Below are 13278 nucleotides of genomic sequence, written 5' to 3'. Positions count from 1 at the left end.
CAAAAACCCAACAAAATTGCCAGGTTTTCAAGTATAGTAAAAAAAAATTTAGTGTCTAAAATTGTCCACCTCCAAGTGCTCTGTAAAATTCGGTAACGGCTTGTAATTGTTGAAGTTTATCATTCACTCCAGCTAATTTAGCGGCTAATAATGATTGTTCAGACGTTAACACATTCACATAATTAACATTAGACGAATAAGTTAACAACTCTTTATTAAATTCAACAGCCTTTTCCAAAGATTGGATTTGAAGTTGTCTTGTCATTTCCTTTTCTTTAGCTTTTTGATAAGACAATAATGAATTAGAAACTTCGGAACCTGCTGTGAGCAAAGTCTTTTCGAATGTGTAATAAGCCTGCATTTTACGAGCTTCCATTATTTTGACCTGCGCTTTTCTATTTCCCATTTGGAAGATATTCTGTGTTACAGTTCCACCAAGCGTATAAAACAAAGAATTAGTAAAGAAATTTTCCAGTAATCTTGTAGATAATCCCAAAGTTCCTGTGATACTAATTGTAGGATAAACCTGCGCCATCGCCATATTTTTATTTTCGAATGCCTGACGGAATGTCAATTCAGCCGCCTGAACATCCGGACGATTTTTCAGTAATGAAGCAGGAACTCCGGTTTTCAAATCGCTGTAAATAACCTGAGAATCGATAGAATTTCTTTCAATCGTTTGAGGATTATCATTCATTAAAATATTCAAAGAATTTTCCGCCTGCTGAATCTGTAATTCCAAATCTGGAACCGACAATTGCGCCGAATAAAGGTTTGCTTTGCTTTGTTCGACATCTGCACCCGTTAAATAAGCCGCATCCATCAACAACTGAACAGATTCTACATCTTTCTTACGAAGTTCTATTGTTTGTTTTGTGATTTCTAATTGCTTATCCAAAGAAATCAACTGGTAATATAAAGTTGCAGCTTGTGCAACCATTTGAGTTTGAATTGCTCTTTTCGCTGCATCTGTCTGAAGAAATCCGGCATAAGCTGATCTTTTCAGAGATTTGATTCTTCCCCAAACATCAACTTCCCAACCTGTAGAAATCCCCAATCGATAATTCATTAAATCTGGCATTACAAAAGTATTTGCCTGCGCAGCGCCACTATTTTTAGTTTCCGTAACAGAAGCAACACCATCCAGACTTGGGAGATTCTGTAATTTGGATTGTTTGAAAACGGCATCCGCTTCCTGAATCCTGGCAATAGCAACCTTCAGGTCAAGATTATTCTGAATGGTTTTATTAATGATATTCTGAAGTTTATCATCGGTGAAAATTTGATTCCACGCAATGTTGGCCACAGAAGTACTATCGTTATTAGTTTTTTGTCGGAAGAGGTTGTCTTGACGACTTTGCTCGATATCCGGACTCTTGTAAGTATCCGTGACTTTACACGAATAAAAGAAACCCGCAACAACAGCTAATATGATTAGATTTTTTAATTTCATTTTTCTCAAATTTTGGTTATTCGCTAAGTTCTCCTTCGTATTTATCAGATACTTTTTTGCTGCTCACTTTTTCTTGCAAATACATAAATACTGCAAACAAAATCGGAATAAAAAAGACTCCAAAAATAGTTCCGAATAACATCCCTCCAATAGCCCCGATACCAATCGATTGGTTACCTACAGCTCCCGCTCCAGTTGAAATCGCCAATGGAATCAACCCGAAAATGAATGCAAATGATGTCATCAAAATCGGACGAAGTCTCTGCTTAGCTCCACTGATTGCAGCGTGAGCAATACTGTAACCTTTCTTCCTAGCATCAAGCGCAAATTCTACAATCAAAATCGCATTTTTCGCCAAAAGTCCAATTAACATAATGAGTGAAATCTGAGTATAAATATTATTAGAACCTCCAATCCACGCACTGAACATCATAACACCAGCCAAACCAACCGGCAAAGATAACATTACTGCAAATGGTAAAATGTAACTCTCATACTGTGCCGCCAAAAGGAAATAAACGAATACACAACACAAAATGAAGATATAAACCGTTTGTCCTCCAGCTGTTACTTCTTCTCTCGTTAATCCAGAGAATTCGTAGCCATAACCTTGTGGTAAAGTCTCTTTTGCAACTCTTTCAACTGTAGCAATGGCGTCTCCGGAAGAGAAACCAGGATTTGGTGTTCCGTTCAGAGAAATTGCTGTAAACAAATTGAAACGTCCGATTGCCTGAGGTCCGTAAACTCTTTTTGCTGTGATAAATCTATTCAAGGGAGCCATTTCTCCACTAGAATTTCTAACCTGAATCATATTGAAACTTTCCAGATTTTCTCTTTGGTCAAAAGGTGCCTGATAAATCACACGGTATTGTTTTCCAAACAAATTGACATTCGAAGAATAAACGCCTCCATAATAACCTTGCATTGTTCCCAAAATATCTGAAACCGAGAATCCAGCAGCTTTTGCAGCAGGAATATCAATATCAATCATATATTGAGGATAATTCGGGTTAAAAGAAGTAAATGTTCTTTGGATATCAGGCTGTTGATTCATTTTATCGATGAAATCATTCGTTACCTTGGTCAAATCGGCGATACTTCCGCCTTTTTGATCCTGAATCTGCATCTCAAAACCTGCAGCGTTTCCAAAACCTTGCAACGTTGGTCTTCCGAAGAAAGTCATCTTTGCATCTTTGATTCCAGCAGTTTCCTTGTACATTTTCGCAACGAACGATTGCAAATCTTCACCTTTTTTGGTTCTGTCTTTCCAGTCTTTCAGTTTTACGATTAGCATTCCGTTATTAGAACCACTTCCCGAAATCATCCCTCTTCCTGAAACTTTGAAAATATGTAAAACTTCAGGTTGTTTTTCTACAATTTTTTCAACTTTGGCGAGAACTTCTCTCGTTCTGTTTTCGTTGGAACCAATTGGAAGCGAAATATCCATAAAAATCCCTCCCATATCTTCACTTGGAACGAAGGATTTCGGAGTCGTATTCATTAACCAAACGAAAATCCCTGCAAACACAGCCAATCCTGCGAATGCCATCCATTTTTTCTTTAATAAAAACAAAATACCTCTCGAATATCTCCTTACCATCGCATCAAAAATGATGTTGAAATTGGTGAAAAATCTCTGCAAGAAATTCTTTTTCTTTTCTTCGTGAGAATGAGGTTTAAGGAAAATTGCGCATAAAGCTGGACTTAATGTCAAGGCATTAACCGCGGATAATATAATAGAAATCGCCAATGTCAAGCCAAATTGTTTATAAAATACACCGGCCGAACCAGAGATAAAACTTACCGGAATGAAAACCGCCGCCATTACCAATGTAATACTGATAATCGCGCTACTGATTTCGTCCATTGCATTCACAGATGCTCTTAATGGAGATTTCTCGCCTTGTTCTAATTTGGTGTGGACTGCTTCTACAACTACGATTGCATCATCGACCACAATTCCTACCGCTAGAATCAATGCAAAAAGCGTCAATAAATTAATGGTAAATCCAAAAATACTCAGGAAGAAAAATGTTCCGACAATCGCTACCGGAACAGAAATCGCCGGAATCATTGTCGAACGCCAATCCTGTAAAAATAAGAATACTACGATGAATACTAATATAAACGCTTCAAATAAGGTATGGATTACTTTCTCAATGGATGCATCCAAAAAGTCATTGGCATTAACCAATGCTACATATTTTACACCTTTTGGGAAAGATTCCTGAGCTTTATCTAAAACCGCAATGGATTGGTTAATTACATCCTGTGCATTGGATCCAGCAGTTTGCGCCACTGCCATACCAATTGATGGATGACCGTCCGTAACACTGGTTCCTGTATAATCTTGTGCTCCTAATTCTACTCTTGCAACATCTTTCAATTTCAATATTTGTCCGTTGGCAGTAGCTTTTAGAATTATATTATCAAATTCAGGAATTTCTGTTAATCTTCCTTTATATTTTAAGGTATAGCGGAAACTTTCGTTACTTTCATCGCCTAAACTTCCGGGTGCAGCTTCGATATTCTGCTCAGCTAAAACTGTATTGATATCTGAAGGAACAAGTCCATAAGATGCCATTTTATTTGGATCCAACCAAATTCTTATTGAGTAATCTTTCGTACCAAAAACGGTCACGTCTCCAACTCCAGTTACCCTTTTGATTTGAGGAACAATGTTGATATTGGTGTAGTTTTGGAGGAAAGTCATATCATAGTTGGGATTCTCACTGTAAAGCGAGAAAATCAATACGTTGGAACTTTGTCTTTTGGTTGTGGTAACTCCGGCTCTTGTAACATCCGCAGGCAACAAGGGCGTTGCTCTGGAAACTCTGTTTTGTACGTTTACTGCAGCAATATCCGGATTAACACCTTGCTTGAAATAAATTGTTACCGAACCCGAACCATCATTGGTTGCAGTAGAAGTCATATACGTCATCCCTTCCACACCATTGATCTGCTCTTCCAGTGGGACAATTACACTTTTAAGAATTACATCGGCATTGGCACCTTGGTAACTTGCACTTACAACTACTGTCGGCGGTGCAATATCCGGATATTGTGAAATCGGTAAAGTCACGATTCCCAAAACACCGAGAATAACGATGATAATGGAAATTACGGTAGACAATACCGGACGTTCTATAAATTTTTTAAACATATTTTTCAGGCTAAAAGAAAAAAAATGAAAGATAAAAGACTCTCAAAATGGAAAGTTTCAAATTCTCACTTTTGACATTAATATAATTTGGAAGACTATTTTCTATCGATTACGTTTTGCAGAGTCGTTTCTTTTGGAACCACCTGCGTATCATCTTTCAGAAGTCCGATGCCTTCTACAATCACTTTATCGCCAGCTTTCAATCCTGATGTCACGGCATAAGTCAATCCATCCGGAAGACTTTCTACTTTGATTTCTGTAGATTTTACTTTGTTATCAGCGCCAATTAGGTAAACCAAAACCTTCCCTTGCATCTCGTAAGTTGCAGCTTGAGGAATAACGATTACATTTTCCAAACTATTTGGCATCTGAACTGTGGCACTATAACCGCTTCTTATCAAACCTTTAGGATTGGGAAAAGTGGCTCTCATAGAAAACGAACCTGTGTTTGGGTCAACTAATCCGCTAATGGATTCGATTTTTCCCTTTTCGTCGTATTTGCTTCCGTCAGAAAGAACCAAATCTACCAAAGGAGAATTCTTGATTTTTTCCTGAATTGTAGAACCTGTCGAATGCTTGAAAAAGTCTAACTGCTGTTTTTCATTAATAGAAAAATAAGCGAATATTTTTGAGACATTGGAAACCGTAGTCAAAGGTTGAGCCGTAGCTGTGCTGATGTAGCTTCCTGCTTTATAAGGCAAAGTCCCAACAACACCACTTACTGGACTGAATAATTTGGTATAACCTTGATTCACTTGCGCATTAGTCAACTGAGCCTGTGTTTCTGCCAACGCTGCTTTTGCAGATTTAAGTGCTAATTCTGCAGCTTCCAATTCGTACGCGGAAATGATTTTTTTATCAACCAAAGGTTTGGTTTTTGTCACCTGCATCTGAGCTGTAGCTACTTGTGCTCTTGCACTATTTACAGTAGCTTGAGCCGCCAAAACAGATTGCTCATACTGTGGGTTTCTGATAAGGAATAAAAGTTGACCTTTGCTTACTTGACTTCCTTCATCAATATAAATTTTCTCAACAAATCCATCAATTTTTGGTCGAATTTCTACATTTTCGATCCCTTCCAGTCTGGCAGGATATTGTGTCAGGTTTTCAGCTGGTCCACTTTTCGCAACGATATATTCATACGGTTGCGGTGGCAATTCTTTTTTGTCATCTTTATTTTCAGACTTTGAACAAGACGTCAAAAGACCCAAAACAACAAAAAAGCTAATTGCGATATTCCTCATAAATACTAATTTTTAGATGTGTTTTCAAACAAACGTTCAAATTTATTGATTATCTTCAACACTTGTGTTATGTAATTAATAATAATATCTATCAAAGATAATCAACAAAAACTATTATCATTGATGTTCAATAACTTAAAAAATAATTTTAAAGAATATTTAACACAATTTTATCAAACATTTGTTTGAAACAAAATTCAAAAACTTCCACTAATTCCTATTTTCAAAAGCTTTTAATTGTTAATTTTTCATAATTATTCTTAATGAAGCAAAGCTACTTTTCTATTATTAAAAAAACATTACCCGAATTACGGAATAACTTACCAATTTTACTTTTAATTAATAATTTGAAAATCAGAATTTATTTTTGGATATTTGAAATAAGAATAAGTGCGAGTATTTTATGAAACCCCAAACACTTCCAATTTTATTCAGCCTCAACTCATTATACCTGTCGTTTTTATACTTCAGATTATTTTGGATTTCTGATGGCTTTGAAACGCCTGAATATTTGATTTACAAATATGCGCTTTATTCCGTTTTCTTGGTTTATCCGCTTTTCATCTTCTCAATTCTGATTTTTTCGAAAGGTGCCAAAGTCAATATGTTTCTCAAGTTTGTGGTTTTTGGATTGGTTTTATCCGGTTCGGTTTTGTATTTCTACACGTTTGATTTGTTTGAGCAAAAGGAACTTTTGTGTGGTTATCTGGTAGTTTTAATTCAATGTTTGATTCAATCTCAAACAATAAAAGACGAAGAAATGACAGTGAGATTTGCAAGTGTTTATGCAGGAAAATTGCTTTTATGGTTTTTCCTTTTACTCTTTTCATTGTCTTATTTTCTCTTTGATGACAACGAAATCAAGATGAATATGATGTTTGGCGGAATCTATTATTTAGGCGTAGCAATCTTGGATTATTATATCAATAAATCTAAATTCCTTACAGAAAAGTAATCGCTATTTTCTAACAACAGGAAGAATCTCATTTTTATTAAGACCAAATCTTTTGATATCAGCCTCAGAGAATTTTTGAGAATAGAAATTGATTTGCGCGTCAAAACCAACACTTTTAAGACGGTCAAAATAATCCATTCCGTACCAACGAACGTGGTCGTATTGTCCAAAATGCTTTTGACGTTCTTTCGGGTCTGTTATTGTAAAATCTTCGTAAGTTTTTTCCAGAGAGTTTTTCATTGGAACTTGAACAATTCCCCAACCTCCAGATTTCATCACTCGGTAAAGTTCGGACATTGCTTTTCTGTCATCCACAATATGTTCCAAAACGTGATTACAAATAATGACATCAAAACTATTATCCTCAAAAGGTAAATCCAGAATATCCGCTTTTACATCTACAATTGGCGAAAACAAATCAGCAGAAGTGTAATCCAGATTCTTCATCTTTTTGAATTTTCTTAGAAACTCTTGCTCAGGCGCAATATGAAGAACTTTTAATTTATCAGTAAAAAAACGGGTTTCGTTTTGAAGATAAAGCCACATTTGCCGATGTCTTTCTAACGATAAAGTTCCTGGAGACAACGCATTGGGACGTTGCTTCCCATAACCGTAAGGCAGAAACTTGCGATAAGATTTCCCGTCAATCGGGTCTGTGAAATTGTTTCCTTTGAAAAACAGAACAATCAACGGACGCAAAAAAATGCTCAGTTTAATAAGCATTGGCCTTGGGATTTTATTAAGTAGAAATTTGGATATTTTTTTCAATTTGCAAATTTTGTGAAAAGCGACGAAGTCGCGACATATCGGTAGAATTAAACGATAATAAATAAAAAGGTGCGAAGCATCGATATCTTGGTCTTAAATCAAATCATTGAAAACATACTCTTGGTTATATTCAATTTCAAATTTATTTAAAAAATCTAAATATTCTTGTTTAAATGATTTTTTTTGATGATGAACTTCTTGATTATTGATATAATTTATGACATCTGCGACTTGAGATTTACCATAAGAAAATGCGCCATAACCTTTTTGCCATTCAAATCTTACATTACAAAATCTCTTTTCGTTAATCCATTTGGATGAATTGCTTTTGATTTGATTGACCAATTCTGAAAGTGCTTGATTTGGTCTTAAACCAATTAAGATATGAAGATGGTCAGACATTCCTTTGATGGACAATAATTTGTGATTATGATGTTGAATAATGCCTGTTATATACTTATAAAGTTCATCCTCCCAATGATTTTGAATCAAAGCATCTCTGAATTTCACAGCAAAAATCAATTGAATATGAATTTGAGTGTAAGTTGCATTAGAATCAGCCATAAGATTAATAATTTTCTTAAAGCTAATAAATTTGGTTGAATTACCAATATTTCGGTGCTTCGCACCTTTCTAACAACATTCTAATTTTTTCTACCAACATTTCGCGACTTCGTCGCTTCACAAAAAAGCCAATAATTAAAACTCAACTTGAAAAGCTTTCTCCTCGTCAGATTTAATACCTAGAGCTTCGTAAATATATTCGTAAGTCGATAGCAAAACCGGTTTACCATTGTAAACACAAACATCGTGTTCAAAATGCGCAGAAGGCAGATTGTCCAATGTTGTCACCGTCCAACCGTCATTATGGAATTTCACTTTTTCTGTTCCTAGGTTAATCATCGGTTCTATTGCTAGACAAATTCCGTCTTTTAGAACTTTTCCGCTTCCTGGTTTTCCGTAGTTTGGAACTTGTGGGTCTTCGTGCATTTTTCTACCAACACCGTGACCAACCAATTCTCTAACAACGCCATAACCTTCTTTCTCACAATGCTTTTGGATAGCGTTTGAAATATCGCCTACACGTTTTCCTTTTACACACTGTTCAATTCCTTTATATAATGATTCTTTGGTAACTCTCAATAGTTTTTTAACCTCATCAGAAACTTCTCCAACTTCAAAAGTGTAAGCGTGGTCACCAACAAATCCGTTCCAGAAAACACCACAATCTACAGAAAGAATCGTTCCTTCTTTTATCGGTTCTGAGTTTGGAATCCCGTGAACAACTTGATCATTTGGAGAGATACAAAGTGAAGCAGGGAATCCGCCATAACCTAAAAATGCAGGTTCTGCACCGTGGTCTTTTATAAAATCGTAAGCTAATTTGTCAAGATAAAGCGTTGTAACACCAGGCTTAATTTCTTTTGCCAACATTCCTAAAGTTTGGGATACCAATCTTGCACTTTGCTTCATCAATCGAAGCTCATCTATATTTTTGAGTTGAATCATTTTTATCTTAGATATTGAGATAATAGACGAATAGATAATAGATTTGAATGTCTATAATCTATCCGTCTATCATCTATAAGTCTTGAACTTTACCAAAAAAGTCCTTTTTTCTTTTCTTTTTTCATTTTGGAGTAAGCGTGAACCTCGCCCCCTGCCACTTGGAACTCTATTCTTTCGTTGATGATTTGATAGATTTCTCCCCAACCCGGGAATCCACCAAGATTTCTGTCATCAATGAAAAGATCTGCATCAATCTTTCTTGATTGTGTTTCCGAATCAAAAACTTCGCCTTCAAAACTAGAATTAACTGCGTAGAATTCTAAACCGTTTTTTCTGCAGAATTCTACCGCATCTTCCAAAGATTTACCGTGACGGTAAGTCCAAAGAATCAATCTGTAACCTTCTCCCTGCAGTTTTTTTAAAGTTTCGAATGCAAATGTTTTGGCTTTCCCAATTCCAGGATAAGCATCTTCTACAATAGTTCCATCGAAATCAATTGCAAGTTTTTTATTACTTTTTATCATTGTTGTTTTTTATGAAAATAAGTGAGCAAATATACAAATTATATAAATGTATTTTTTTGAAATTTATTGTAGCAAAAGTTAACATTTTTCACATAAAAAAAGCCGGTAAAAAACCGACTTTCCTATTTTATTTGTTTTAAGCTTTTAGTTAGCGATAACGTTCCCTGTCATTTCTTCAGGAATATCTACGCCCATAACTTTCAGGATTGTTGGAGCAACATCGCCCAATTTCCCTGGCGTCAAATTCCAAGTGTGATCTTTATCCATCACAATGAATGGAACCAAATTCGTAGAGTGCTGCGTGTTTGGACTTCCGTCTGGATTAATCATCACATCAGAGTTTCCGTGGTCTGCCAAGATGAAAACTGCATAACCGTGCTCATAAGCCGTTTCAGCAACTTTCTGAATACAAGAATCTACAACTTCAGCCGCTTTTACCGCTGCAGAGAAAACGCCGGTGTGACCAACCATATCTGTATTTGCAAAGTTAAGAACTACAAAGTCGGCAGATTCTTTTTGCAACTCAGGAACGATTGCATTGGTGATATCATAAGCTGACATTTCAGGTTTCAAATCGTAAGTTGCAACGTCTTTCGGACTTGGGCAAAGCAAACGTCTTTCTTGTACGAATTCCGCTTCCCTACCTCCAGAGAAAAAGAACGTAACGTGCGGATATTTCTCTGTTTCAGCAATTCTGATTTGAGATTTGCCTGCAGATTCCAAAACTTCACCCATTGTTTTTTCAAGAACATTCTCATCAAAAACAACTTTTACATTCTGGAATGTTTTATCATAATTCGTCAAAGTCACATAGTACAAATCCAACTTTTTCATTCCATACTCTGGGAAATCCTGCTGAGAAAGCACTTCTGTAATTTCACGACCTCTGTCTGTACGGAAATTGAAAGAAATCACAACATCGTGGTCTTCAATCTTAGCAATTGGGAAATGATTCTGAACCGCAACAATTGGTTGGATAAACTCATCCGTAACATCTGCATTGTAAGAATCCTGAATCGACTGAACGAAATCTTTAGTTTCTTTTCCAACACCATTTACCATCACATCATAAGCTAACTTCACACGCTCCCAACGCTTGTCTCTATCCATAGCGTAATAACGACCGATGATAGTAGCCAATTTTCCTGTTGTAGCATTCATATGAGCTAAAAGTTCTTCAATGAAACCTTTTCCAGATTTTGGGTCACAATCTCTACCGTCTGTAAAACCGTGAACGAAGACATTATCATTGAATCCAAATTCGTGAGCCGCTGTCAGCAAACCTTTCAAGTGATTGATATGAGAATGCACACCACCATTGGAAACCAATCCAATGAAATGTACTTTTTTGTTGTTCGCTTTTGCGTATTCGAAAGCAGCTTGGATGACAGGTTCTTTTCCAAGACTTCCTGTTTCCACCGCCATATTTAGTTTTACAAGATTCTGATAAACCACTCTACCGGCACCAAGGTTCATATGTCCTACTTCAGAATTTCCCATTTGTCCAGCCGGCAGACCAACTGCCAGACCACTCGCTTCCAAAGTTGTGTTTGGGAAGTTTTTAAGCGCTGCATCTATAAAAGGAGTTTTAGCTTGAGCCAGAGCGGAAACACTGTCGTTAAGACCGATTCCCCAGCCATCTAATATTGCAAGAATTGCTTTCTTTGACATTTTTAATTTTGTTTTGTTATTACAAATTTACGAAATGGAAATGCGTTAAAATAATTTCTAAAGATATTTTTTGCAGATTAATAAATATGATTAACTTTAAGACCTTTTTTAAAAATCAAAATGGACTTAAGAGACCAACTAAAAAACCTTTTCCCCGAACACAAAGAACAGGATTTCCAAATGCCCGATGAAACAAAAGAAAATTTCAAACAGAAAGAACCTTTGGTCTGCAAATTCGAGAAGAAAGGCAGAAACGGAAAACCTGTTACCCTAATCGAAGGCTGGGAAGGTGATGATGAAGGTTTGAAAGAGATTTCGAAAAAAATCAAAACCAAATTGGGTATCGGTGGCTCTGAAAAAGATGGAACCATTATTATCCAAGGCGACAACCGCGACAAAATAATGAACATCCTAAAAGACCTTGGTTACAAAACCAAACGTGTAGGAGGATAAAAAATATTATGGATTATAAATTTTAAATGATAAATGTTTGCTCTTAATCAAACACTCAGAAATTTATAATTTAAAATTTAAAATTCAAAATTATAATATAAATAATATGATAAACAAATTAGCAGATTCCGAATTGGTACTGAATGACGACGGAAGTGTGTACCACTTGAATCTTCTTCCGGAAGACCTTGCAGACAAAGTCCTTCTTGTGGGCGACCCGGACAGAGTGCCGAAAGTTTCAAAATTCTTCGATACTATCGAAATCAAAAAGAACAAAAGAGAATTTTATACGCACACGGGAACTTTGCGTGGCGAGAGAATTACAGTAATGTCAACAGGAATCGGGACAGAAAACATCGATATCGTGATGAACGAATTGGATGCTTTGGTCAATATCGATTTGAAAGAAAAAGAATTCAAAAAAGAGCATAAGTCGCTAGAACTTTTTCGTATGGGAACGTGCGGAAGTGTAAATCCTGACATCGAAGTTAATAATATGCTGGTAACGCAGAATGTTGTTGGTCTGGACGGATTGATGCATTTTTATCAGGATTATCAATTTGAGAATGAATTCAGTAAGAATTTCATGGAAAAATTCCCTTACGAGAGAATCAAGCCTATGTTGTATTTCTCAGATTGGGCAGAAGATATTGCGGATTATTATGCTGATGCAAAATACAAAGGAAACACCGCGACTTTTCCAGGCTTCTATGCACCACAAGGCCGTCAATTAAGACTAAAAGCGCTTGATGATAAATTCCTAGAAACTTTGAATGACCTTGGTGTTTCCAATTTCGAAATGGAAACTTCGGCCATCTATGGTTTATCAAAATTATTAGGACACAAGGCCATTACTGTAAATTGTGTTATTGCCAACAGAAGACGCGGCGAATTTGCAAGCGACCATCACGCATCAGAAAAAATGATGATAGAATGGGTTCTTGATAGAATTATTAAGTAGAAATTAGACGTTAGAGATTAGAATTTAGATGTTAGATTAAATTTCTAATTCTCACATCTAATTTAAGAGCAATTTCCAAAAATGGAGGTTGCTTTTTTCGTTTTGGATTTATTTATAATTACTTTAACGTTCATTAAGATTTAACGGCATTGTAATTGAATAATTGGTTAGTATCAAATCAAATTTTTCAATATTAATCACTAAAACAAAATATTATGAATACGCAGGACCAAAAATACAATAATGCAGAAAACGCAGTAGACAGAACAGAAAATTCATTAGAAAACTTTGCCGATAAAGCAAAAAATAAGGTGAATGAATATGCGGACAAAGCTCGCTCATACATAGATGAGCAGAAAAGAAAAAATGAAGAACCATCGAGAGAAGGTTTCTTCGAAAATCTAAAATCAAGCGCTGCAGATGCTTGGGAAGACACCAAAGATTTTGCAGATAAAGCTTGGGAAACAACAAAAGACACCGCTTCTGATGCTTGGGAAAAGACCAAAGATGCCGCTGAGGATGTAAAAGCAGAAGTGCGTAAAGCAACGAATTAGTTTTTAAGTTAGTAATAGTTTTT

At 36.0% G+C, this 13278-nt stretch carries 12 protein-coding genes; 4 read left to right on the top strand and 8 right to left on the bottom strand.

Annotation, left to right across the window (positions count from 1 at the left end; all coding sequences use genetic code 11):
• Positions 1 to 55 precede the first annotated feature (55 nt).
• The 3 genes from V7P73_RS04655 to V7P73_RS04645 all read right to left on the bottom strand — a co-directional run bounded on the left by V7P73_RS04655 (position 56) and on the right by V7P73_RS04645 (position 5860).
• Positions 56 to 1453, bottom strand: a complete 1398-nt coding sequence (locus V7P73_RS04655; protein WP_333851780.1) for a TolC family protein — start codon at positions 1451 to 1453, stop codon at positions 56 to 58.
• A gap of 16 nt (positions 1454 to 1469) precedes the next feature.
• On the bottom strand, positions 1470 to 4616 hold the full coding sequence (locus tag V7P73_RS04650; protein WP_333851779.1) for an efflux RND transporter permease subunit: 3147 nt from the start codon (positions 4614 to 4616) through the stop codon (positions 1470 to 1472).
• Positions 4617 to 4711: 95 nt separating this feature from the next.
• Positions 4712 to 5860: an efflux RND transporter periplasmic adaptor subunit gene (locus tag V7P73_RS04645; protein WP_333851778.1), complete on the bottom strand. Its 1149-nt coding sequence runs from the start codon at positions 5858 to 5860 to the stop codon at positions 4712 to 4714.
• 403 nt (positions 5861 to 6263) lie between these two features.
• On the opposite strand from V7P73_RS04645, the gene V7P73_RS04640 reads away from it, so the two are divergent.
• On the top strand, positions 6264 to 6815 hold the full coding sequence (locus V7P73_RS04640; protein ID WP_333851777.1) for a hypothetical protein: 552 nt from the start codon (positions 6264 to 6266) through the stop codon (positions 6813 to 6815).
• A gap of 3 nt (positions 6816 to 6818) precedes the next feature.
• Here the strand turns inward: V7P73_RS04640 and V7P73_RS04635 are convergent, their stop codons facing one another.
• The 5 genes from V7P73_RS04635 to gpmI all read right to left on the bottom strand — a co-directional run bounded on the left by V7P73_RS04635 (position 6819) and on the right by gpmI (position 11287).
• Positions 6819 to 7583: a class I SAM-dependent methyltransferase gene (locus tag V7P73_RS04635; RefSeq protein ID WP_333851776.1), complete on the bottom strand. Its 765-nt coding sequence runs from the start codon at positions 7581 to 7583 to the stop codon at positions 6819 to 6821.
• 93 nt (positions 7584 to 7676) lie between these two features.
• Entirely contained in the window at positions 7677 to 8147 is a 471-nt protein-coding gene (gene tnpA / locus V7P73_RS04630) for an IS200/IS605 family transposase (protein WP_333851775.1), read from the bottom strand.
• A gap of 135 nt (positions 8148 to 8282) precedes the next feature.
• Complete coding sequence (map, locus tag V7P73_RS04625) at positions 8283 to 9092, bottom strand: type I methionyl aminopeptidase (RefSeq protein ID WP_333851774.1); 810 nt, start codon at positions 9090 to 9092, stop codon at positions 8283 to 8285.
• An 89-nt stretch (positions 9093 to 9181) separates the two neighbouring features.
• Positions 9182 to 9613 carry a BT0820 family HAD-type phosphatase gene (locus V7P73_RS04620; protein ID WP_333852124.1) on the bottom strand — a complete coding sequence of 144 codons (432 nt, stop codon included), beginning with the start codon at positions 9611 to 9613 and terminating at the stop codon, positions 9182 to 9184.
• Positions 9614 to 9760: 147 nt separating this feature from the next.
• Positions 9761 to 11287: a 2,3-bisphosphoglycerate-independent phosphoglycerate mutase gene (gene gpmI / locus V7P73_RS04615; RefSeq protein WP_333851773.1), complete on the bottom strand. Its 1527-nt coding sequence runs from the start codon at positions 11285 to 11287 to the stop codon at positions 9761 to 9763.
• A gap of 120 nt (positions 11288 to 11407) precedes the next feature.
• On the opposite strand from gpmI, the gene V7P73_RS04610 reads away from it, so the two are divergent.
• From V7P73_RS04610 to V7P73_RS04600, 3 genes are all read left to right on the top strand, one after another.
• Positions 11408 to 11740: a translation initiation factor gene (locus V7P73_RS04610; RefSeq protein ID WP_333851772.1), complete on the top strand. Its 333-nt coding sequence runs from the start codon at positions 11408 to 11410 to the stop codon at positions 11738 to 11740.
• A gap of 106 nt (positions 11741 to 11846) precedes the next feature.
• The gene (locus tag V7P73_RS04605; RefSeq protein WP_333851771.1) at positions 11847 to 12701 is read left to right on the top strand and encodes a nucleoside phosphorylase; all 855 of its coding nucleotides are present in this window, start codon (positions 11847 to 11849) and stop codon (positions 12699 to 12701) included.
• Between the two features lie 215 nt (positions 12702 to 12916).
• On the top strand, positions 12917 to 13255 hold the full coding sequence (locus V7P73_RS04600; RefSeq protein ID WP_333851770.1) for a hypothetical protein: 339 nt from the start codon (positions 12917 to 12919) through the stop codon (positions 13253 to 13255).
• Positions 13256 to 13278: the final 23 nt, after the last annotated feature.

Source organism: Epilithonimonas sp. (assembly GCF_036780765.1).
Classification (GTDB): Bacteria; Bacteroidota; Bacteroidia; order Flavobacteriales; family Weeksellaceae; genus Epilithonimonas.
The sequence above is the reverse complement of the archived record's forward strand: the minus strand, read 5'-3'. Positions and strand labels throughout refer to the sequence as shown.

Bases quoted from the DNA above. Each gene is read 5' to 3' on its own strand.
- V7P73_RS04610 (WP_333851772.1), top strand. From the start codon at position 11,408: ATGGACTTAAGAGACCAACTAAAAAACCTTTTCCCCGAACACAAAGAA.
- gpmI (WP_333851773.1), bottom strand. From the start codon at position 11,287: ATGTCAAAGAAAGCAATTCTTGCAATATTAGATGGCTGGGGAATCGGT.
- V7P73_RS04605 (WP_333851771.1), top strand. From the start codon at position 11,847: ATGATAAACAAATTAGCAGATTCCGAATTGGTACTGAATGACGACGGA.
- V7P73_RS04655 (WP_333851780.1), bottom strand. From the start codon at position 1,453: ATGAAATTAAAAAATCTAATCATATTAGCTGTTGTTGCGGGTTTCTTT.
- map (WP_333851774.1), bottom strand. From the start codon at position 9,092: ATGATTCAACTCAAAAATATAGATGAGCTTCGATTGATGAAGCAAAGT.
- V7P73_RS04600 (WP_333851770.1), top strand. From the start codon at position 12,917: ATGAATACGCAGGACCAAAAATACAATAATGCAGAAAACGCAGTAGAC.
- tnpA (WP_333851775.1), bottom strand. From the start codon at position 8,147: ATGGCTGATTCTAATGCAACTTACACTCAAATTCATATTCAATTGATT.
- V7P73_RS04650 (WP_333851779.1), bottom strand. From the start codon at position 4,616: ATGTTTAAAAAATTTATAGAACGTCCGGTATTGTCTACCGTAATTTCC.
- V7P73_RS04645 (WP_333851778.1), bottom strand. From the start codon at position 5,860: ATGAGGAATATCGCAATTAGCTTTTTTGTTGTTTTGGGTCTTTTGACG.
- V7P73_RS04640 (WP_333851777.1), top strand. From the start codon at position 6,264: ATGAAACCCCAAACACTTCCAATTTTATTCAGCCTCAACTCATTATAC.